We start from the raw sequence: 20150 nt of genomic DNA on the forward strand, positions 1-20150 counted from the left end.
TACTCCCGTCGCAGCACTTTCCCCCCTCACAGAAACCGGGATCGATAAGGATATCATCGATCCCGGTGATGACCCGGCCTACGCGGATCAGAAGTCAGCCACGGCTCACCTCAGCGCGCCACCAGCATTTCCGGCAGGAAGAGCACCGCGTTTGGCCAGATGGACAGGATCAGCAGCGTCAAAAGCAGCAACATGAAGAACGGCAGCGAGGCGCGCGCCACGAACATCAGGTCCTTCCCGGTCATCGCCTGCAGGATGTACAGGTTGAACCCGATCGGCGGCGTCAACTGGGCCAGTTCGATCAGCACGATCAGGTAGATGCCGAACCAGACCAGGTCGACCCCCGCAGCCGAGATCATCGGCAGCACCACAGCCGTCGTGGCGACGATCATCGACACCCCGTCAAGAAAACAGCCAAGGATCAAGTAGAGGATCGCCAGACCGAACAGCAACATGCCGGTCGACAGCTCCATCGCGGTGACCGCCGCCGCAAGCTTGTGTGGCAGGCCAGAGTAATCCATCAACGCCGAAAGTACCGAAGCCCCGGCAAGGATCATCATGATAAGCACCGTGGTGCGCACGCCGCCGATCACGCTGTTGACAAAGGTCCCCCGGTCAAGGGTGCCGTTGATCGCCGCCAGCAGCAGCGAGCCGACGACGCCAAGCACCGCGGCCTCGGTAGGGGTGGCATAGCCGCCATAGATCGACCCGATCACGGCGATGATCAGCAGGATCGTCGGGATTAGCCGGCTTGAGCGACGGATCTTCTCGAGGAACTTCAGGTTTTCCGGGGCCGCTGGAACCTTCTCAGGGTGGCGCAGCGCCCAGAACATCACGTACGCCATGAACAGGGCCATGATGATCAAGCCCGGGATCAGACCGGCTATGAAGAGACGTGCGATGGAAACCTGCCCGGCGACGCCGTAGACAATCATCATGATCGACGGCGGGATCAGCAGACCCAACGTGCCCGAGCCGCTCAACGTGCCGATCATCAGGGTCTCGTCATAGCCCTGGCGGCGTAATTCCGGCAGGGACATCCGGCCCACCGTTGCCGCACAGACCCCGGACGAGCCGACGATGGCCGCAAGAATGCCGCAGCCCACGATGTTCGCATGCAGCAACCGGCCGGGAATCCGGTTCATCCAGGGCGTCAGACCCTGGAACATGTCGTCCGCCAGCCTTGCGCGGAACAGTATCTCCCCCATGAAGAGGAACAGCGGCATCGCGGTCAGCGGCCAACTGTTGATGGAACTCCACAGCGCCGTGCCGGTCAACGAGGCCGCGCTTTCGCCCCCCAGAAGGAACAGCCCCGCCAGGCCGACCGCGCCGAGCGTCAGCCCGACCCAGAAGCCACTGGCAAGCAGAAGCAGAAGGACGACCAGCAGGCCGATTATGATGATATCGGTACCCATAGTGAGTGCTCCTTACTCGGCGTGCGCCGCTTCGTCGGTTTCCGGATCGCGCTGAAAGGACGCCTCACCGCCGCCCAGCAGCGCGAACAGGTCGTCCAGGAAGGCCAGCAGCAGCAGCGTGATGCCCAGCGGGATCGGCAGTTGAGGGATCCAAAGGGGGATCGGCAACAGACCGAAACTGGTATCGCCAAAGCGCCAGGAGTCATAGGCAAGCAAGGCGGTGAAATAGAGCAGCACGGCACAGACGGCGATGCCGATGCAGACGCAGAAGACGTTGACCCGTCGCTGCAACGGTTCGCTCAGCCGGGTGTAGATGGTCTCGACCCGGATGTGCATCCCCGAGATGTAGACATATGGTATGCCCAGAAAGGCGAGCCCGACCATGGAGAAGGTCGCTATATCCTCGGTCCCGGGCAAAAGCATGCCGAACTGGCGCAGGAGGATCGACAGGAACATCACCGCGACCATCGCCAGAAGCAACAACCCGGAAACGGCTCCGAAAAATCCGATTATCATGTGTAGCAGCTTACGCATGGTCTCTTCCTTCCGCAGGAAAAGGCCCGCCGGAAATCCGGCGGGCCCTGTTTCAATTCCGCGATGCGAGGTAGGCGTCAAGCACCTCGCGCTGCTTTTCGTCGGCCTTCTCGCGCCATTCGCCGACCATGACCTTGCCGATTTCCTCCAGTTCGGTCGTGAACGCATCAGAGGCATGGGTCACCGTGATGCCTTTTTCTTCCAGGGTGGCGAGTTGCTCCTCGCTGACCTTGTTGCCGAGTTCCATTCCGGCAATCCTGGCCCGCTCGGCGGCTTCCAGCACAGCCTGCTTCTCGGCGTCGCTCAGTTTCTGGAATTCGTCCTCGTTGACGACCACGATCAGTTTGGTGCGCATGGCGCCGACCATGTTGTAGTTGGAGGTAAAGTCCCAGGCCTGCACGTCGATACCCGTCTGCGGCGAGGTGAACATCGCGTTTACAAGACCCGTGGCGAAGGCTTGCGGCACTTCGCCGAACTGCACCTGCAGCGGTTTGGCGCCCAGCAGTTGCGCCATGCGTTGGGTCGAGTCGCTGTAGATCCGCAGGCTCAGCCCTTCCAGGTCAGCTTTCGTGGCGACCTGCGCATCTGTGTAGAACCCCTGCGGCGGGAAGAAGGCGGGGAACAGGACCCGCATGTTCTGCCGGGCGAACCACTCCTCGAAATAGGGTTTCTGCGCTTCCCAGAGTTTCATCGCAGATTCCGAATCCGGGGCAAGGAAGGGAATCGCATCCAGGGTGAACATCGCGTTCTGGTTGCCGAGGTTGGCTGTATAAACCTGACCCAGCGCAACCTGGTTCCGGCGCACCGCGTTCGGAATGTCCTGCAACTTCACCAGCGACTGGTTGTTGTGCAGCGTGACGGAGATGCCTCCGTCCGTGCTGGCGGAGATATCCGCGATAAAGCCCTTCACGGTTTCTGTCAGGTAGCTGCTGTCGGGATAGCCTGTGGCCATCTTCCAGTCAGCGGCGTGGCCCTGACCTGGCAACGCCAGACCGGCAGCGGCCACGCCCAGTGCGAGTGCGGCGGTTTTCAGGGAATTGAACATGGATCTTCCTCCTGGGTCAGTTTTGTCATGCCGGACGCTTGAGCAGGGAGAGAGAGGCGCCCTGCGTTCGATCTTTGTTATTGGGTCGTCAAGTCGGTAAATTATGGTTAACTTACTTGTCGCCATATTGTTAACCATCTTGACCGGACAGAATCGCTGTGTCAAGCGTGAACCTGTTCTGGACGCGCCCGTCAGGCAGAGGGAGTACAAAAAGTGACCCAATCCGAAACCGTGGATCCGCGCTACATGGCAACCGCGCTGACGCTTGCCCGACGCGCGTGGCAGGAAGGCGACTGGCCGGTCGGCGCAGTGATCTGCCGTGGCGGAACGTTGATTGCCGAAGGCCGCGGGCGGCAATGCTCCGCCAACGACCCGACGGCCCATGCCGAGAAGGATGCCTTGCGCCGCGCCCGCGCCGCCGAAAACGATGTCACCGGGGCAACGATCTACTGCACGATGGAGCCCTGCCCCATGTGCGCTCATGCGCTTTACCTGCATGGGATTACAGGGATCGTGCTGGGCGCGCGCCATGCCGATCTGGGCCGAAGCGACCTTGGCCACTACAGTCTTGAACGTTTTTGCGATATGATGGGCTATCAGTTCCAGATCACTGGCGATGTCATGCGAAAGGAATGCGTTGAGCTGCGACGCGCCTGGGGGCAGGATCCGGCATAGATCAGGTAGATCCGGCTGCCAGCAATTGCGCTAGCGCCGGGTCCAGCCCGACGGATTGCCGGCCTCCCGCGGCGGGCGCCCCATTCCTGGGCAGATCCCCTGTCATCGCGACCAACATCATCGCCATTCGCGTTGCGGCGTCGATGCAGTCAATCACCGGAACAGGCACCCGCGGCGCCACCAGCGGCAGATAGCCGGTAAGGACCGCACCGCAGAGCATGATCACGTCAACCCCATCGGCCTGCACCGCTTCCCGGCACCGCTCGGCCAACACGTCGGCGACATCGCTGGCGGGGGGATCTTCGAAAATGCCCGGAACCTCGATCGCACGCCAGATTGCCTGGTCGCCAAATCCGTAATTGTCTGTAACTTCTTGATAAAGAGGGAGCATTTGCGGGCCTATGGTCAGGCACCCGATCCGAGTTCCCAGGTGTGCAGCGGCCATTAGTGCGGCTTGCGCCATACCGACAACGGGGATCGGCATCAGGTCGCGCAGCTCACGCAGGCCGGTGTCCATCGATACCCCAAGAATGATCGCATCCGCATCCTGCGCCCGGCGCGCGGCGGCGTCCAGCGCGCCATGCACCGCCAGTCCGTTCTCGGCGCGGCTACCAATGATGCGTGGACCGAAGGCCGCAGTCACGCCCTCGATTTTGGCGCCCCCCGCCGCAGTGACCCGAGCCTGCCGCACCATCCGCTCGGTCACATGTTCCGAGGTGTTGGGGTTGATCAGCACCAACTTCATGTCAGCCCTTTCCCTTTCCGAAAGCACTGCGCAAGACCTGTTCCAGGTCGGTGGCTTCCTGCTGGTCGAGATGCGCGAGAATCCGGCCCTCGACCTGATTCAGATGCCAGATCATAACCTTGAAGGCGCGCGCCGAATCACCGGCCTCCAACGCCGCGACGATTTCCTCATGCTCGGTGGGCGCGCAGCCGGACTCGCGCTCCGGTTCGAACAGGGCAACCAGCACCTGTGTGCGGGACACGAGATTTGCCACGATCTCTTCCAGCACGGGGGAACCGATCATGTGCACAAGCTCGTTATGAAAGCCGCCGGACAGCCGCACCGTGGTTTCGCGCGTGTTCTCCTCCGTGCGGCTGTGCTGATGGATATTCCGGCGCAACGTCGCGATCTGCTCGGGCGTGATACGCGTGGCCAGCAACCCGACAAGGCCAGCCTCGACCGCGCGGCGCGCATCGTAGACGGTCTGGACGTCCTTGCGGGTCGGCTGAGGCACGAATGCGCCACGGTTGGGAATGACTTTCACCTTGCCCTCGGTTCCAAGGCGAAGAAGCACCTTGCGCACCGCGCCGCGGGTCAAGCCGAAGATCTCGGCCAGCTGGCGCTCACGCAGGGGCATTCCGGGCCGCAACCTGCCCTCCAGCAAGGCGCTGCTGATTTCCTGATAGGCGGCGTCAACGTCTGAAGCTTCGCGTTTGGGCATCCCATTCTCCGGCTTGTCGGTCTTTCACTGTTAACACCCCATCGGATTGTACGCCACCTTCAACAATACGGTTGACTTTAATTTATCTAAATTGTTAACCATTTAAAAATCGAATGATGAGCCGAGATGGTTCATTCCATGCCGTCTATTGAGGAGCATTCCATGACCGAGACGCCGCAAACCTTCGACACCCTTCTGACCGGCGCGACGATCCTGACGGCCGATCCGACCCGCCCGCTGTTGCGCGATGGATGTGTCGGTGTCCGCGACGGGCGTATCGCCTGGCTGGATCAGCGCGAACCCGAAGCAGCGCAGGTCACGCGCCGAATCGATGCGCGCGGCCACCTGGTCACGCCGGGGTTCGTCAACCTGCACTTGCACGCGATCCTGACCATGGTACGTGGCATCGCCTCGGACGAGGGGTTCGCCCCCTCCTACACGCCCGGCATCCCCAAGGGCACAGATCTGACCCCGGACCAGGCGCGCGCGCTTGCCCGGCTGGGCGCGCTGGATGCAATGCTGTTCGGTTCCACCCTTATCGGCGACAACTTCGTCCATGCCGACATCGGCGTCGAGGTGATGGAGGAGATGGGCCTGCGCCTGGCGCCGAGCTGGCGGATTCACGACGTGGATTTCGGCCGTGTCGCCGGCGGCGAATGGCATTTTGATCACAAGATCGGGGAGCAGACCCTGACCGCCGCGATCGACCTGCACGACCGATGGAAGGACCATCCACGGATCGAGGTCAACCTCGCCGCCCATGCGGCCGACACCTGTTCTGAGCCCTTTCTGCGCGAGATCGCCGACGTGGCCCACCAACGCGGCCTGCGGATCAACACCCACCTCGGCCAAAGCACGGCCGAGGTCGACCGGGTGCAGGAACGCACAGGCAAAAGCTCCACCCAGGTGTTCGAGGATGCCGGCCTTCTGAATGACAGGTTCCTTGGCGGGCACTGCATCTACGTCACCGACGACGATATCGCGCGGATGGCGCGGGCCGGTGCGCATGTCGTGCATATTCCCAAGGCAAACGCTGCGTCGGGCCGTTTCGCGCCGACACCGAAGTTCCGTGATGCGGGTCTCAACATGGCGATTGCCACCGATACCCAGCATGGCGACATGATCGAGCTGATGCGCTGGGCGCTGGTGACGGGCCGGGTACAGCAGGGCGGCGTGTCCGACGACTGGCAACCATCCCACGTCTTCGACATGGCGACGATCAACGGCGCCCGTGCGCTCGGCCAGGACGACCAGATCGGCAGCCTCGAAGTGGGCAAGCAGGCGGATCTCGTGATGCTGGACATCCGCCACCCCCACCAGGTGCCGCAGATCAGCCCACTGGGAAACCTGGTGCATACCGCGCATGGCCGCGACGTGCGCCTGGTCATGGTGGTCGGGGATATCCTGATCGAGGACGGCCGCCCCACCAAGGTCGACGCCGAGGAAATCTGCCGCGAGGCGGAAGCCGTATCGCGCCAGGTTTGGGGCGATGTCGGGCGCTGCTACTGGGAAAGCTGACCCGTCCCGGCCGCCGAGACCGAACCGAATTGGAGCCCAAATGTCCGACGATCTCCCCATCATGGAAATGACCCTGACCGATCTGCGCGCCGCCATGGCCGGAGGACGGCTATCGTGCGTCGATATCGCCGAAGCCGCTATCGAGCGGATCGAACGCCTCAACCCCGGGCTAAACGCGATCGTGCGCTTCGACCCGGAGGAGGTACGGCGACAGGCGCGCACACTGGACGAACGCCGCGAAGCCGGCGACGACAGTCCGTGGCTTGGGATCCCGGTGACCGTCAAGGACAACATCTGGATCGCTGGCCGCCAGGTCGCCACAGGCTCACGGCTGTTCGAGGATTTCGAGGCGCCCGAGGACGCAATCGCCGTGGCGCGCCTGCGGAATGCGGGCGCACTGATCCTTGGCTCGACCAACTGTTCGGAATTCGCCTGCAAGGGCGTGACCGCCAACTTGCTGCATGGCGAGACCCGCAACCCCTGGGACCTGACGCGTACCCCCGGCGGATCCTCAGGTGGCGCGGCATCCGCCACAGCCGCGGGGCTGGGCTGCCTTGCACTTGGCACCGATGCCGGCGGTTCGGTCCGCAGGCCCGCCTCACATGTCGGAGTCGTGGGGATGAAGCCCAGTTCCGGGATGATCCCGCACGCTGGCGGGTTCGACGAGCCAATCTATGGCAACTCGGTGATCGGCACGATGACCCGCTCGGTCGCGGATGCCTGGGAGGCGCTGGCCCTGCTGGCGCATCACGATCCGGCCGACCCGCAATCTCCCTCCTGCCGCGCGCCGCTGCGGCCGATAACCGAACCGCTACCGCCTTCCCGGATCGCCTGGAGCCCCCGCCTCGGGCTGGGTTTCGCGGTTGATCCCGATGTGATGCAGGCCTGCGAGCAGGCGATCGAAGCGCTGCGCGACGCCGGGCACGATGTTGTCGCGGTCGATCCGCCTTGGCCCGACGGTGCCTCGGAAGAGGCGCTGATGCCGCTGCAGTTCGCCAGTCTCGCGGCGATTTACGGCGCGCGATACCGCGCTCGCGACTGGCAGGTCGATCCCGATATCGGCCGCCAGATCGAGGCCGGCCTGGCCCTTTCAGGGGCCGAGGTCGCCGCAGCGCTGGAAATGCGCAAGGCGCTGTATAATGCCCTGACCCGGCTGTTCCGTGACCGGGACTTCCTGCTTTCACCCACGACCCCGGCCACCGCCTGGCCCCTGGGCCAAATGGGGCCTGCGCGTATCGAGGGGCATGACGCGTCCCCCCGTGCCCATGCGGTTTTCACGCCGATCTTCAATCATTGCCACGTGCCCGCCTGCTCGGTGCCTTGCGGGCTGGATGGCGGGGGGCTTCCGGTCGGTCTGCAGATTGCCGGGCCATTGTTCTCCGACGACCGGGTGCTGGCGCTGGCCGCGCATGTGGAGGGGGCCTGCACGGTGGACTTTACCCGCGTCCGGCAGGTGGAGGGGTTGCCATGACGCCGCGCGACCTGCTCGGATACGGGGCGACACCGCCGGATGTGCGATGGCCCGGTGACGCCCGGGTGGCGGTGTCCTTCGTCGTCAATTTCGAGGAAGGCGCGGAATATTCCGTTGCCGAGGGCGACGCCACGAACGAGGCGGTCTACGAAGTGATTGACCGGTTGGATGGCATCCCCGATCCTTGCATTCAAAGCCATTTCGACTACGGAACGCGTGCGGGATGGTGGCGGCTCGCCGAGGTCTTCGATCGGTTCGAGGCCCCCCTTACGCTCAGCGCCTGCGGCTTGGCAGTGGAGCGTACTCCGCAGATCGCCCAAGATGCGGTGCAACGCGGTCACGAGGCCTCGGCACATGGCTGGCGCTGGGAAAGCCACGCCCACATGTGCGAGGAAGATGAGCGCCGGAACATTGCTCGGACCATACAGGCGATCGAGGCTGCGACCGGGCAGCGCCCGGTCGGATGGCACACGCGCTCGGCCTCAAGCCCGATGACACGGCGATTGCTGGTCGAAGAGGGCGGTTTCCTCTACGACAGCGATTTCTACGGTGACGACCTTCCGCAGCGGGTCCAGGTCGACGGCAAGCCGCACCTGCTCTTGCCCTACGCGTTCGATACCAACGACATGCATTTCCAGCACACAGACCGTTTCGTGCGGGCCGATGATTTCGCCGGATACGTCATCGACGCGTTCGAATGGTTGTGGCGCGAAGGGGCCGCGCGGCCGAAGATGATGTCCGTCGGGCTGCACCTGCGGATGATCGCGCGTCCCGCGCGGATGTGGGCGCTGGAGCGGATCCTGCAACATATGCGAGGCCGGGAAGGCGTCTGGATCGCCCGACGGGACGAAATTGCCCGGCACTGGTTGGACAACGTGGCGCCATAGGCGCGCTACTTCGCCCTCCGCGCATTCTCACTCTCCGAGCAGGCGGATGACGGGTCGTCCAGCAGCCTACTATGCCCCCATGCGCGTCCAACGGACATCGCCGGTATCGCACGACCCAACCGGTGCCGCGCCAGCAGTGAGAATCTTGCGGATCGCTGAGCGACAGGCCAACCTAAGGCGCGCCTGGAAAGGCGGCCGCAAGTCGTCTTGGAACAGGCGCGGCCGGTAGGGTCTGGTCATCTTCAGCCCCCACCGATCCGCCCCGGTCTTCGCCAATCCGCTTTCCCCTGACAGCGCCCGGACGCGGCGTCAGAAGAACGCCTGCAACCCGGTCTGCGCGCGCCCGATGATCAGCGCGTGGACGTCATGGGTGCCTTCATAGGTGTTCACCGTTTCCAGGTTCACCATGTGGCGGATCACCTCGAACTCGGCCGAGATGCCGTTGCCGCCGTGCATGTCCCGCGCCATCCGCGCGATATCCAGCGCCTTGCCGCAGTTGTTGCGCTTGATGACCGAGATCATCTCGGGCGCCATGCGGCCATCCTCGAACAGGCGGCCGACGCGCAGGCAGCCCTGCAGGCCGAGGGAGATTTCCGTCAGCATGTCGGCCAGTTTCTTCTGGAACAGCTGCGTTTGCGCCAGTGGCTTGCCGAACTGCTTGCGGTCCAACCCGTACTGGCGCGAGCGGTGCCAGCACGCCTCGGCCGCGCCCATCACGCCCCAGGCGATGCCGTAGCGGGCGCGGTTCAGGCAGCCGAACGGGCCGGACAGCCCCTCGGCGTTGGGCAGCAGCGCGTCTTCGCCCACCTCGACCCCGTCCATGACGATTTCGCCGGTGATCGAGGCCCGCAGAGAGACCTTCTTGCCGATCTTGGGCGCGGACAGGCCCTTCGCCCCCTTGTCCAGAACGAAGCCGCGGATCTTGCCCTCGTGCGCGTCGGACTTGGCCCAAACCACGAAAACATCGGCGATGGGGCTGTTGGAAATCCACATCTTGGTGCCGGTCAGGCGGTAACCGCCGTCGATCTTTTCAGCGCGGGTCTTCATGCCGCCGGGGTCGCTGCCCGCGTCAGGCTCGGTCAGGCCGAAACAGCCGATCCACTCGCCCGAGGCCAGCTTGGGCAGGTACTTCTGGCGCTGCTCTTCGCTGCCGTAGGCGTGGATCGGGTACATCACCAGGCTGGACTGCACCGACATCATCGAGCGGTAGCCGGAGTCCACGCGCTCCACCTCGCGCGCGACAAGGCCATAGCTGACGTAGCCGGCGCCGATGCCGCCGTATTCCTCTGGAACCGTCACGCCCAGAAGGCCCAGCTCGCCCATCTCGCGGAAGATATCCGGGTCTGTCTGCTCCTCCAGGAAGGCGTGCTCGACGCGGGGTTGCAGCTTGTCCTGCGCATAGGCATGGGCGCTGTCGCGGATCATCCGCTCTTCCTCGGTCAGCTGGTCCTCCAGCAGGAAGGGGTCGTCCCAGGTGAAGCTGTTGGTATCTTTCATTGTCTTTCCTCTTGTTCAGGCGCGTTCGAGCAGGATGGCGACACCCTGCCCCACGCCGACACACATCGTGGCCAGCGCGTAGCGCCCGCCGGTTTTCTGCAATTCAAGGGCCGCGCTGCCGGTGATCCGCGCACCGGTCATCCCCAGCGGGTGGCCGAGGGCGATCGCGCCGCCGTTGCGGTTCACGCGGGGGTCGTCGTCCGCCAGGCCAAGACCGCGCAGAACCGCAAGGCCCTGGGCGGCGAAAGCCTCGTTCAGCTCGATCACGTCGATGGCGTCGAGGGGAATCCCCGTCTGCGCGCACAGCCGCTTTACCGCGGGCACCGGGCCATAGCCCATGACCCGGGGCGCGACCCCGGCCGAGGAGGCGCCGACGATCCGCGCAATGGGTGTCAGACCCTGCGCACGGGCCGCGTCGGCAGAGGCGACGACAAGGGCCGCCGCACCGTCGTTGACGCCGCTTGCGTTGCCCGCCGTCACGGTGCCATCCGCGCGCACGATGGGTTTCAGCCGGGCAAGATCCTCGGCCGTGGTGCCCGCGCGGGGGTGTTCGTCCTGCGCCACCTCGGCCGTCTTGCCCCGGCCGAGATCCACGGTCACCGGGGCGGTTTCCGCGGCCAGCCGCCCGGAGGCCAGCGCGTCCGCCGCCAGGGTTTGCGAGCGCAGCGCGAAAGCATCCTGGTCGGCGCGCGAGATTCCGTAGGCGTCGGCCACGTTCTCACCGGTTTCGGGCATGGAATCGGTGCCGAATCCCGCCGCGAACTTCGGATTGACGAAGCGCCAGCCGATGGTGGTGTCATGCACCTCGTTCGCGCGGCCCCAGGGGGTGGCGGATTTCGGCATCACGAAAGGCGCGCGGGTCATGCTTTCCACGCCGCCCGCCAGCGCCAGCGCCATGTCCCCCGCGCGGATCGCGCGGGACGCGGCGGCCACCGCCTCTAGCCCCGAGCCGCAGAGCCGGTTCACGGTGACGCCCGGCACGGTGTCCGGCAGACCCGCCAGCAGCGTGGCCATGCGCGCGACGTTGCGGTTATCCTCGCCCGCCTGGTTGGCGCAGCCGAGCCAGACCTCCTCGATCGCGGCGGGGTCGAGGCCCGGGTTACGCGCCAGAAGGGCCGCCAGCGGATGCGCCGCCAGGTCGTCGGCACGCACCCGCGCCAGCGCGCCGCCGTAGCGCCCGATGGGGGTTCGGATGTAGTCGCAGATATAGGCATCGGTCATCGGTCACGTTTCCTCTTGGTCAAGATCGGCAAGGCTGCGGCCATCGGCGATCAGTCGTGTCAGCAGGGGCGGCACCGACCAGGACAGCGGATCGGCGGCGGCGTAGCTTTCGATCCGATCCTGGAGCGCGGGCAGCCCGATCGCATCGGCGACATGCATCGGCCCGCCGCGCCAGCGCGGGAAGCCGTAGCCGTGGACCAGCACAAGATCGATGTCCGCCGGGCGGCGCGCGATGCCCTCATCGAGGACGCGCAGCCCCTCGTCGATCATCGCGGTGATGGCGCGCTCGCGGATATCCTCGTCGGTGAAGGCGCGGCGGGGGATGCCCGCCTCATGGGAGCAGGCCGCCACGAGGTCGGCCACGCCCGCACCCGGTTCCGGGGCGCCGTCGCCGTAGTCGTACCAGCCCGCGCCGGTCTTGCGGCCGAGGCGCTTCAGCTCCTCCACCATGCGGTCGGCGATGGGGATATAGCGGATATCCGGGGTTTCGCGCAGGTTCTTGCGCTGGCGGTTGGCGTAGGCGATGTCGAGGCCCGACAGGTCCTGCACAGCGTAGGGCCCCATCGCCATGCCGAAGCCGGTCAGCGCCGCGTCCACCTGCCAGGGCAGCGCCCCCTCGATCAGCATGACATCGCAGACCTGGCGATAGCGGGTCAGGATGCGGTTGCCGATGAACCCGTCGCAGACGCCGGCCTCGACCGCCACCTTGCGCAGCCGCGCGGCCAGGCCAAAGGCGCTGGCCAGCGTCGCTTCCGAGGAGGTGTCGGCGCGGATCACCTCGAGCAGTTTCATCAGGTGCGCGGGGCTGAAGAAATGCAGGCCCAGGCAGCGCTCCGGCGCGGCGATCCCCTCGAAGATGCGGTTCACGTCCAGGTAGGAGGTATTCGTGGCGAGGATCGCGGTGTCCGGCAGCGCATCGGCCAGCGCGCAGAAGACCTCGCGCTTGACGGACAGATCCTCGAACACCGCCTCGATGGCGATATCGGCGGGCGGCAGGTCGCCGTAGCCGGTAACGACGGTGATACGCGCCTTGCCCGCCGCCGCCTGTTTGGCGCTGGCCTTGCCACGCGCCACGGCGGCGTCGAACAGCCCGGCGATGTTCTGGCGCGCCCGCGCGGCGGCCTCCTCTCCGGTTTCCACCAGCGTCACGGCGATCCCGATCCCGTCCAGCGCATAGGCGATGCCCGCCCCCATCGTGCCCCCGCCCACGACCACGGCGGAGCGCAGCTCGCGCGGCGGCGCGGCGAAGCGTTTCGCACGGGCCTGTGCGGCGCGTTCGGCAAAGAACAGGTGGCGCAGGGCGCGCGCCTGCGGTTGCTTGCGCAACTCAAGAAACATCGCCCGTTCCCGTGCCAGCCCGTTATTCAGCGGCAGCGTGGCGCTCTCGGCCACCAGATCCAGCGCGGCCAGCGGCGCGGTCTGGCCGCGCGCGCGTTTCGCCGCCTTCGCGCGGGCAGCGGCGATGGCATCCGGATCGGGCGCGGGATCGGGGCGCGCGCAGGCCGGGCGCATCGCGGCGAAGACGCTGTCTGGCAGGGCGATGGCGGCGGCAAGCGGATCCTCGGCAACCTCGTCGATCACGCCAAGGGCCGCGCCCTCCGCCGCCTTGAACCGCCGTCCTTCGGAAATCAGCGCTGCCGCCTCGGCAACCCCGGTCAACCGGGGCAAACGCTGGGTGCCGCCCGCGCCAGGCACCACGCCCAGCGTGACCTCTGGCAGGCCGAGGGCCGCGCCGGGAGCTGCAATCCGCCCCCGGCAGGCCAGCGCCAGTTCAAGCCCGCCGCCCAGCGCCACGCCGTTGATTGCGGCGATGGTGGGCAGGCGTTCCAGCCGGGCCAGCACGTCGGGCAGATGCGGCGGCACGGGGGGCAGGTCGAATTCCTTCGCATCGGCCCCCGCGCAAAAGGTCTTGCCCGCGCCGATCAGCACGATGCGGGTCGCGCCCACCGCCTCGGCCGCGTCGAGCGCGTCGCTCAGCCCCTGCCGCACGGCGGCGGAGATCACGTTGACCGGCGGGTTGTCGATGGTGACGATGCAGGTGCTTTGCTGCATCCGGCTGCTGACTGGGCTCATGTGTCTTGCTCCGTTTCAGTGCCGCGCGGGGCGTCTTGCGCTTCCGGCATGCGGCTGGTGTCGTTCTGTCCACCACCGCCCAGCCGCCCGGCGCATTCGGTGAACACCCGCGCCGTGCAGGTGGCGCAGATACTGTCGGACAGGGCGGGCACGATCTCTCGGATGGCATCGCCCTTGCTGAGGTGCATCTGGCTGCGTCCGAGGTTGCGCATGACGTGCAGGCGGGCGACCTTTTCCAGCTGGCGCGGCGTGCGGGTCTGCAAGTGCAGCGAGCCGCCGGTTGCCATGCGGCGCTCGGCCTCCTCCACGATCATCTCGGCGGCGGGCAGGTCGATCTCTCCCACGCCCTTGACGATGAACAGCATGTGTTTCTGGCCCGGGCGCTCGGCGGCGATGCGGCGGAACGCGCGCCGCACGAACTCGACCGCCCCGAAGTAGAGCGGCCCGTTGACCCGCAGCACCACCAGTTGCGGGCATTCGCTCAGGCCGAAATCCCTGGCGTTGCGGAAGATCCGCGTGGGCGAGGACGGGTCCGGCGCACCGATGCTGACCCAGGGGTGCGCCGTCTTGTTGATGAACAGCGCCAGGGACAGAAGCACCCCCATCAGGATGGAGAATTCGAGATTGATCAGAAGCGCCGACACCAGCGTCACCGCGACGATCACCGTTTCCGAGCGTGAGCCGCGAACGATCTGGCCGATCTCGCGGACCGAGATCAGCCGGATCGCGACAAGGATGATCAGCCCGGCGATCGCGGGCACCGGCACATAGGCGAACAGCGGTGCGACGGCGAACAGGATCGCGATCAGGAAGCCGGTCGCGGCAATGGCGGACAGCGGCGTGCAGGCGCCCGCGTCGTAGTTCAGCCCCGAGCGCGTGAACGAGGCGGAGGACGGGTAGCACTGGAACAGGCTGCCCGCGACATTCGCCAGCCCCTGGCCGACGAACTCGCGGTTGCTGTCGAAGGCTTGGCCGGAGCGCAGCGCCAGCGCCCGCCCGACCGAGGCCGCCTCAAGCAGGCCGACGATGGCGATGGCAAGGGCTGCGGGGCCAAGGGTTTGAAGCGTCTCCAACTCCAGCGGCGGGGCTGCGGCGGCGGGGATCACGCTGGGCACCTGGCCCACGGTGCGGATGCCCTGACCGTGCCAGCCGAGCGCGACGAAGGCGGTGGTGACCAGCCCCAGCGCAATCAGGTAGTTCGGCCATTCCGGCCGCAGCCGCCGGACCAGGGTGGCGATCCCGAAGGTCGCCGCCGCCAGCGCCAGCGCGCGCGGGTCGATGCTGCCCAGGTTGTCGGCCAGCCGGATCAGCGAGCCGGAAAATTCGGCAGAGCGGTCAAGCTGAAGCCCCAGCGCGGCGGGCAGCTGGCTGACCGTGATGATGATCGCCGCGGCGGCGATGAAGCCCACCATCACCGAATGGGACACGAAGTCGATCAGCCCGCCCATCCGGGCCAGCGCGAAGGACAGTTGCAGTACCCCCACCATCAGCGCCAGCGCGATGGCGGCGGCGATATAGACGCCGCTTTCGGGCACGTAATGCGCCGACAACGCCCCGAAGACCATCAGCGAGATCGCGGTGGTCGGCCCGGTGACCGCGTGAAAGGACGACCCCGCGAACGCCGCCACCACGGCGGGCACCATGGCGGTATAGAAGCCGTAGGCGGGCGGCAGACCGGCAATCGCGGCGAAGGCGATGCCCTGGGGCAGAACTACGGTCGCCCCGGTCAGCCCGGCCAGGATGTCGCGGCGGAGTCCCCGCCGGCTGACCTGTCTCAGCCAGACCGGGCGCAGACGCGCCAGGTGTGGTGCCGCCCCGGACATCAATGGGACATCAGGATCGGGCGAGAGGCCGACTGAAGCATCCCCGAGGTCACGCCGCCCCAGATTTCCTGGGACAGTCGCGAATGCTCGAACGCGCCCATGGCGACCAGCCCCGCGCCACGCGCGACGGCGGTTTCCAGGATGATCTCCGGCACGGAGCGGCGGTCCCCCTCTTCGTGGATCGTTTCCACCGCGATGCCGTGCCGGGTGAGCCATTGGAGGACGCCGGCCAGCGGGTCGTTCCGGCCCTGTTCCTTGCGCCCCACGGTCAGCAGGCTAACGCGGGATCCGGCGTCCAGCATGGGCAGCACATCCCCCACCGCGCGGGCCGCGGCACGCTTGCCGTCCCAGGCGATCAGCACGTGATCGGGGCGCGCCGCGCCGTCGCTTTCGTTCGGCACCACCAGCACCGGGCGACCGCTGTTCAGCGCGATGGTGTCGGGGCGCGCCGCCAGGTGCGCCTCGTTCGGGCGTTCCGCGCCCAAGGTGCAGACGATCAGATCGAAGGTGCGCACGAAATCCGACAGGGACTCGCCCTGTTCCGCGTCCAGCTCCACAAAGGTGGCGCGATCGCTCAGGCCACTTTCCGCGACGACCTTCTGGAACCGCTCCCGCGCCTGGGCGATCAGCTGGTCGTCCGCCTCGTGCAACGCCGAGATGACCGAGGCGGGCAGCCGCGTCGCGTAGCAGGTTTCGAGCCGCGGCGTCCCATGGCGCAGCACGGCGGTGAGCCAGCCATCATTCTCGGCGGCGATCCGCGCCGCATGGGTCAGGCCGACCGGCCGGGGGGAATCCCCGGCATAGGTACAAAGAATGTTTCTGTAGCGCATCGCGCCCTCCCCTAGTTCGTTGCGATTTCCGGCACGATCAGGCGCGAGCGCCGGGCTTTCCCGTGATCCGTGCGAACACTTCGTCCAGGCGGGCGCGGGGATCGGTTGGCCGCGTGTCGCAGTGGAAGGCGACGTAGCGGTCCGGGCGCACCACAACGACGCCGTGCCGCCCGGTGCGCCGCAGCCGGGTCCATACCCCGCGCAGGTCCAGGTAGTCGCCCTCCAGCAAGCCCAGGGTGAAGGCGCGGATCGGCAGGCCGGTGCTTTCCGCCAGCGCCTTCGCCGCGGTGGCCCAGTCGCGCCCCTCCTCGCCCGCGATCACCAGAAAGTGCCCGCCCGACACCAGTGCCGGCAACGAGAGCCGCGCGCCATTGCGCGAGATCCAGGCATGGGGTAGCGGGTGCCCCGGCCGGGTGGAGGGTTCGTAGACCAGGATATCGTGCAGCGGCTCATGTGGCGGCATCCCGTCGGGGATCAGCGCCCCGTCACGATAGGTATAGCCGTATTCGATGTTGTGGTGGCGAAAGCCCAGCCGCTGCACCTGCACCGCCTTGTAGACCTGTTCGCGCAGCCCGTCATGGGCGGGGTCCGCATCCCAGAGCCTGGCCATGTTCGCCCAGTTCTGCTCGCGCGAGTTCTCGTCGGACAGGCCCAGCGCCGCGTCGATCTTGAAATGGTTCGCCGCGTTGGCCAGCGCCGCCTTGACGTTCGCCTCCGCCACCGGGCGGCGTTCCTGTTCATAGGTCGCGAGCAACTCGCCGCCCGCCTGGCCCGAAAGCGACAGCTTCAGCTTCCAGCACAGGTTGTAGACGTCCTGCACGCCCGAGTTCATGCCGAGCCCGCCGGTGGGCGGATGCACCTTGCACGAGTCCCCTGCAAGGAAGACGCGCCCCCTGGAATAGGAATCCGCCAGCAGGCCCAGGATCGCCCACTCGCTGACATGGATCACGTCGACCTCATCCGGGCCAAGCCCCAGAAGCTGCTGCATCCGCGCCAGCACCGCGTCGGTGTCCAGGGGCGCATCGCTCTGGTCGGGGTTGCGCATGTGCAGGACCCATTCCTCGGAATCCCTGCCCCAGCGTGTGGGTCCTTCGGGGATCATCACGCCGCTGGTCCAGCTGCCGCCGACATCGGGGTTGATGAAGAAGCGCGTCAGAACATCCTCGCCATGGGCGATCTGCGACAGGTCGGCGGCGAAATGGATGGAGACCATCCGCGCCACCGGGTCCTGGCCCTTGCGCTCGATGCCGAGCTGCGCGCCGACCGTCTTGCCACCGTCCGCGGCGATCATGTATTTCGCGCGCACCTCGAACACGCGGTCGGTTTCGCGGTCCCGGATGCGGGCGGTCACGCCGTCCTCGTCCTGGGTGTGGTCGAGGTATTCGTGGTAGAAATGCAGCCCCTCGGGCGACATTTCGCGGGCGTGGTCGCTAATGATCGGTTCAAGGTACATCTGCGGGTAGTTGCCGGGGCGGCAGGGGCTGGCCAGGTCGTAGTCCGGGTCCTCGCAGCCCGCGCCCCAAGCCTCGACACGGCCGATTTCGCGCCCGGCGCAGGGGTGCTCACCCTTCAGGCCCGCGTACCAGCCCGCCGCGCGCATGCTGGGCGCGGGGGTGGACACGGCATAGATCTTCTCGGCGAGGCCAAACTCGTCGAAGATCTCCATCGAGCGCTGGTTGAGGATATGCGACTTCGGATGCGGCGAGGTGCCGGGGTAGTAAGTGTAGAGCAGCGAGTCCACGCCCATGTGCCGCAGGATCATCGAGGCCGACATGCCAACGACGCCGCCGCCGATGATCAGGACCTCCGTGTGTTTTTCCACCATGGCTCGCCCCTCTCAGCCTTGCGCCACAGGCGACAGGTGACGCGCCAGGAAAGCGTGGCTTTCGCTGTTCGCGCGGATCGCCGCCTCGGCGTTGTAGTTCGGCCCGCTGGGCAGGGCGAAAGCGTGGTTGACGCCGGGATGAATGGTGACGGAGGCATTGGGCAGGCCGCCGATCCGCTGCTGGATCGCCTCGCGCAGCGGCGCGGGAACCATCGCGTCCTCGCCCGCCACATGCATCAGCAGCGGCGCGGTGATCGTCTCGGCCTCATCGAGGTAGGTGTCGAGGTTCACACCGTAGTAGCTGACGGCACAGTCCAGCGGGGTGCGGGCGGCCATCGGCACGACGAGCCGCCCGCCGAGGCAATAGCCAAGCGCGCCGAGCGTGCCGTTGCAATCGGCGTGGCCGCGCAGCGTCTCGGCGGTGGCGGTCAGGTCGGATACGGCCAGGTCGTCGTCAAGGCCGTCGTTCAGTTCAAGCGCGCGCTGCATTTCCTCCTTCGTGGGGCTGGCGGGGTTCTGGATCAGCTGGACCCCGGGATCCTGGCGCCAGTAGAGGTCGGGCACCGCCACGAGGTAGCCCAAGGCCGCGAACTGGTCTGCGATCCGGCGCATCACCTGGTTCACGCCGCAGATATACTGGACCAGCACCAGCGCGGGCGCGGGCGTGCTGGCCGGGCGAGCCAGGTAGGCCGTGAACTTGCCGCCATCCTTCGCGGTGATCGTGATCTCGGTCATGGCAGAACCTTTCCTTCTGGGTTTCCGGATTTCCCGGAGAGTGCGACGATGTGCTCGGCAAGGGACAGGCAGGCGGTCAGGCCCGGAGTGTCGATGCCGAAAAGGTGATACTGGCCCGGCAGGCCGTGGCGTTCGGGACCGGCGATCAGCCAGTCGCCCGGCGGCAGCCCCGGCCCGGTCACGCGGGGGCGGATGCCGACGTAATCCACGTCCAGCCGGCCCGGGTCGAGGTCGGCCCACCAGCTGCGGATCGCGTCGACCGCGCGGTCCGAGACGGCGGCGTCGGGGGCGTAGTCCCGCCCCGGCAGGAACGACAGGTCTGGGCCGAAGCGCGCCTGCCCGCCGGTGTCATGGGTCAGCGAGCCGCCGGCCGAGAGCGCCGGTTCCACCGGCACCACCAGGTGCGAGAACGGCACCGCGCCGCGATGAGACAGGAACTGGCCCCGCGCCAGGTGGATGGCGGGGCGCGCCGTATTGGGGAAGCCGGACATGGCGGCCGCGATACCCGCCGCGCCAAGCCCGGCGGAATTGATGAACAACGCGCAGGTCAGTGCGCTTTCCGCGCCCTCCTCGTCCGCGATGCTGAGGGTGGTACCCCTGTCGACGGGCGCCCCGCCCGTGATCCGGCTGCGCAGCACCAATAGGCCCCCGGCGGACTGCACCTCACCTTCCAGCGCGGCGACAAGGGCGGCGGCGTCGATGATGCCGGTGCCGGGCGACAGCAGCGCCGCCTCGGCGCGCATCTGCGGCTCCAGTGCAGCCAGGGCGCATTTGTCCAGGATCTCTAACCCGGTTACGCCAACGGCGCGGCCCTGTTCTAGGAATTGCTCCAGCATTGCACGCCCGGCGGGGTCGGCGGCAGGCATCAGCTTGGGCGCGCTGCGGTGGGGAATGCCGCGCTGGCGCGCGAAGTCCATCAGCCGCCGGTGGCCATCGCGGCACAGCCGCGCCTTCAGGCTGGCGGGCGGATAAAGGAAGCCCGCGTGCACCACCTGGTTGTTGCGCCCGCTGGTTTCGTCCCCGCAGCGTTCACCCGCCTCGATCACCATCACCTCGCGGCCCGACGCGGCAAGGGCTGCCGCGATGGCAAGGCCCACGGCACCGCCTCCGGCGACGACAACGTCGATATCGACGCCCGTGCTCATGACAGAAAGAT

General features: G+C 66.7%; 17 protein-coding genes and 1 pseudogene. 4 read left to right on the top strand and 14 right to left on the bottom strand.

Features of this window, described 5'->3' with window-relative positions; translation table 11 throughout:
* Window positions 1-110: 110 nt before the first annotated feature.
* Genes DJ029_RS16805 through DJ029_RS16815 form a run of 3 tightly spaced genes read right to left on the bottom strand, consistent with a single transcriptional unit; the run spans window position 111 to window position 2994 of the window.
* Complete coding sequence (locus tag DJ029_RS16805) at window positions 111-1415, bottom strand: TRAP transporter large permease (protein WP_112323664.1); 1305 nt, start codon at window positions 1413-1415, stop codon at window positions 111-113.
* A 12-nt stretch (window positions 1416-1427) separates the two neighbouring features.
* The gene (locus DJ029_RS16810) at window positions 1428-1949 is read right to left on the bottom strand and encodes a TRAP transporter small permease (protein WP_157966408.1); all 522 of its coding nucleotides are present in this window, start codon (window positions 1947-1949) and stop codon (window positions 1428-1430) included.
* Between the two features lie 52 nt (window positions 1950-2001).
* Window positions 2002-2994: a TRAP transporter substrate-binding protein gene (locus tag DJ029_RS16815; RefSeq protein WP_157966409.1), complete on the bottom strand. Its 993-nt coding sequence runs from the start codon at window positions 2992-2994 to the stop codon at window positions 2002-2004.
* A gap of 213 nt (window positions 2995-3207) precedes the next feature.
* On the opposite strand from DJ029_RS16815, the gene DJ029_RS16820 reads away from it, so the two are divergent.
* On the top strand, window positions 3208-3669 hold the full coding sequence (locus DJ029_RS16820; protein ID WP_112323667.1) for a nucleoside deaminase: 462 nt from the start codon (window positions 3208-3210) through the stop codon (window positions 3667-3669).
* A gap of 1 nt (window position 3670) precedes the next feature.
* Here the strand turns inward: DJ029_RS16820 and DJ029_RS16825 are convergent, their stop codons facing one another.
* On the bottom strand, window positions 3671-4414 hold the full coding sequence (locus DJ029_RS16825) for an aspartate/glutamate racemase family protein (RefSeq protein WP_112323668.1): 744 nt from the start codon (window positions 4412-4414) through the stop codon (window positions 3671-3673).
* 1 nt (window position 4415) lies between these two features.
* On the bottom strand, window positions 4416-5114 hold the full coding sequence (locus DJ029_RS16830) for a GntR family transcriptional regulator (RefSeq protein WP_112323669.1): 699 nt from the start codon (window positions 5112-5114) through the stop codon (window positions 4416-4418).
* Between the two features lie 162 nt (window positions 5115-5276).
* Between DJ029_RS16830 and DJ029_RS16835 the strand changes: the two genes are divergently transcribed.
* The 3 genes from DJ029_RS16835 to DJ029_RS16845 are packed head-to-tail and all read left to right on the top strand — an operon-like array spanning window position 5277 to window position 8990.
* Window positions 5277-6632: an amidohydrolase family protein gene (locus DJ029_RS16835; RefSeq protein WP_112323755.1), complete on the top strand. Its 1356-nt coding sequence runs from the start codon at window positions 5277-5279 to the stop codon at window positions 6630-6632.
* 40 nt (window positions 6633-6672) lie between these two features.
* The gene (locus tag DJ029_RS16840) at window positions 6673-8103 is read left to right on the top strand and encodes an amidase (protein ID WP_198671179.1); all 1431 of its coding nucleotides are present in this window, start codon (window positions 6673-6675) and stop codon (window positions 8101-8103) included.
* The gene (locus tag DJ029_RS16845; protein ID WP_112323670.1) at window positions 8100-8990 is read left to right on the top strand and encodes a polysaccharide deacetylase family protein; all 891 of its coding nucleotides are present in this window, start codon (window positions 8100-8102) and stop codon (window positions 8988-8990) included. Before DJ029_RS16840 ends, DJ029_RS16845 begins: the two co-directional genes overlap by 4 nt.
* Before the next feature lie 309 nt (window positions 8991-9299).
* On the opposite strand, the gene DJ029_RS16850 is transcribed toward DJ029_RS16845, so the two are convergent.
* The 9 genes and pseudogenes from DJ029_RS16850 to DJ029_RS16885 form a co-directional block, all read right to left on the bottom strand.
* Entirely contained in the window at window positions 9300-10487 is a 1188-nt protein-coding gene (locus DJ029_RS16850) for an acyl-CoA dehydrogenase (RefSeq protein ID WP_112323671.1), read from the bottom strand.
* 15 nt (window positions 10488-10502) lie between these two features.
* Window positions 10503-11708 (bottom strand): 3-oxoadipyl-CoA thiolase, encoded by a 1206-nt coding sequence (pcaF, locus tag DJ029_RS16855; RefSeq protein ID WP_112323672.1) that lies wholly within the window; start codon window positions 11706-11708, stop codon window positions 10503-10505.
* Window positions 11709-11711: 3 nt separating this feature from the next.
* Entirely contained in the window at window positions 11712-13220 is a 1509-nt protein-coding gene (locus tag DJ029_RS16860; protein WP_370445253.1) for a 3-hydroxyacyl-CoA dehydrogenase, read from the bottom strand.
* A gap of 108 nt (window positions 13221-13328) precedes the next feature.
* Window positions 13329-13781, bottom strand: a pseudogene (locus tag DJ029_RS22560) (enoyl-CoA hydratase-related protein); the annotation flags it as partial.
* A complete protein-coding gene (locus DJ029_RS16865; protein WP_112323674.1) occupies window positions 13778-15604 on the bottom strand; it encodes a SulP family inorganic anion transporter in 1827 nt (608 codons plus the stop codon). The pseudogene DJ029_RS22560 and the gene DJ029_RS16865, both read right to left, overlap by 4 nt.
* Window positions 15604-16434, bottom strand: coding sequence for a universal stress protein (locus DJ029_RS16870; protein ID WP_112323675.1), 831 nt, complete (start codon window positions 16432-16434; stop codon window positions 15604-15606). Before DJ029_RS16870 ends, DJ029_RS16865 begins: the two co-directional genes overlap by 1 nt.
* A 37-nt stretch (window positions 16435-16471) precedes the next feature.
* Window positions 16472-18259 (bottom strand): FAD-dependent monooxygenase, encoded by a 1788-nt coding sequence (locus DJ029_RS16875; protein WP_112323676.1) that lies wholly within the window; start codon window positions 18257-18259, stop codon window positions 16472-16474.
* A 12-nt stretch (window positions 18260-18271) separates the two neighbouring features.
* A complete protein-coding gene (locus DJ029_RS16880; RefSeq protein WP_112323677.1) occupies window positions 18272-18994 on the bottom strand; it encodes a dienelactone hydrolase family protein in 723 nt (240 codons plus the stop codon).
* Window positions 18991-20139: an NAD(P)/FAD-dependent oxidoreductase gene (locus DJ029_RS16885; protein WP_157966411.1), complete on the bottom strand. Its 1149-nt coding sequence runs from the start codon at window positions 20137-20139 to the stop codon at window positions 18991-18993. Before DJ029_RS16885 ends, DJ029_RS16880 begins: the two co-directional genes overlap by 4 nt.
* Window positions 20140-20150: the final 11 nt, after the last annotated feature.

Source organism: Oceanibium sediminis, assembly GCF_003265325.1.
Lineage (GTDB): Bacteria > Pseudomonadota > Alphaproteobacteria > Rhodobacterales > Rhodobacteraceae > Halovulum > Halovulum sediminis.

Coding starts and splice junctions, on each gene's coding strand:
- DJ029_RS16810 (WP_157966408.1), bottom strand. CDS start 1,949: ATGCGTAAGCTGCTACACATGATAATCGGATTTTTCGGAGCCGTTTCC.
- DJ029_RS16815 (WP_157966409.1), bottom strand. CDS start 2,994: ATGTTCAATTCCCTGAAAACCGCCGCACTCGCACTGGGCGTGGCCGCT.
- DJ029_RS16885 (WP_157966411.1), bottom strand. CDS start 20,139: ATGAGCACGGGCGTCGATATCGACGTTGTCGTCGCCGGAGGCGGTGCC.
- DJ029_RS16880 (WP_112323677.1), bottom strand. CDS start 18,994: ATGACCGAGATCACGATCACCGCGAAGGATGGCGGCAAGTTCACGGCC.
- DJ029_RS16835 (WP_112323755.1), top strand. CDS start 5,277: ATGACCGAGACGCCGCAAACCTTCGACACCCTTCTGACCGGCGCGACG.
- DJ029_RS16870 (WP_112323675.1), bottom strand. CDS start 16,434: ATGCGCTACAGAAACATTCTTTGTACCTATGCCGGGGATTCCCCCCGG.
- DJ029_RS16850 (WP_112323671.1), bottom strand. CDS start 10,487: ATGAAAGATACCAACAGCTTCACCTGGGACGACCCCTTCCTGCTGGAG.
- DJ029_RS16825 (WP_112323668.1), bottom strand. CDS start 4,414: ATGAAGTTGGTGCTGATCAACCCCAACACCTCGGAACATGTGACCGAG.
- DJ029_RS16830 (WP_112323669.1), bottom strand. CDS start 5,114: ATGCCCAAACGCGAAGCTTCAGACGTTGACGCCGCCTATCAGGAAATC.
- DJ029_RS16845 (WP_112323670.1), top strand. CDS start 8,100: ATGACGCCGCGCGACCTGCTCGGATACGGGGCGACACCGCCGGATGTG.
- DJ029_RS16840 (WP_198671179.1), top strand. CDS start 6,673: ATGTCCGACGATCTCCCCATCATGGAAATGACCCTGACCGATCTGCGC.
- DJ029_RS16860 (WP_370445253.1), bottom strand. CDS start 13,220: ATGCGCCCGGCCTGCGCGCGCCCCGATCCCGCGCCCGATCCGGATGCC.
- DJ029_RS16865 (WP_112323674.1), bottom strand. CDS start 15,604: ATGTCCGGGGCGGCACCACACCTGGCGCGTCTGCGCCCGGTCTGGCTG.
- DJ029_RS16875 (WP_112323676.1), bottom strand. CDS start 18,259: ATGGTGGAAAAACACACGGAGGTCCTGATCATCGGCGGCGGCGTCGTT.
- pcaF (WP_112323672.1), bottom strand. CDS start 11,708: ATGACCGATGCCTATATCTGCGACTACATCCGAACCCCCATCGGGCGC.
- DJ029_RS16805 (WP_112323664.1), bottom strand. CDS start 1,415: ATGGGTACCGATATCATCATAATCGGCCTGCTGGTCGTCCTTCTGCTT.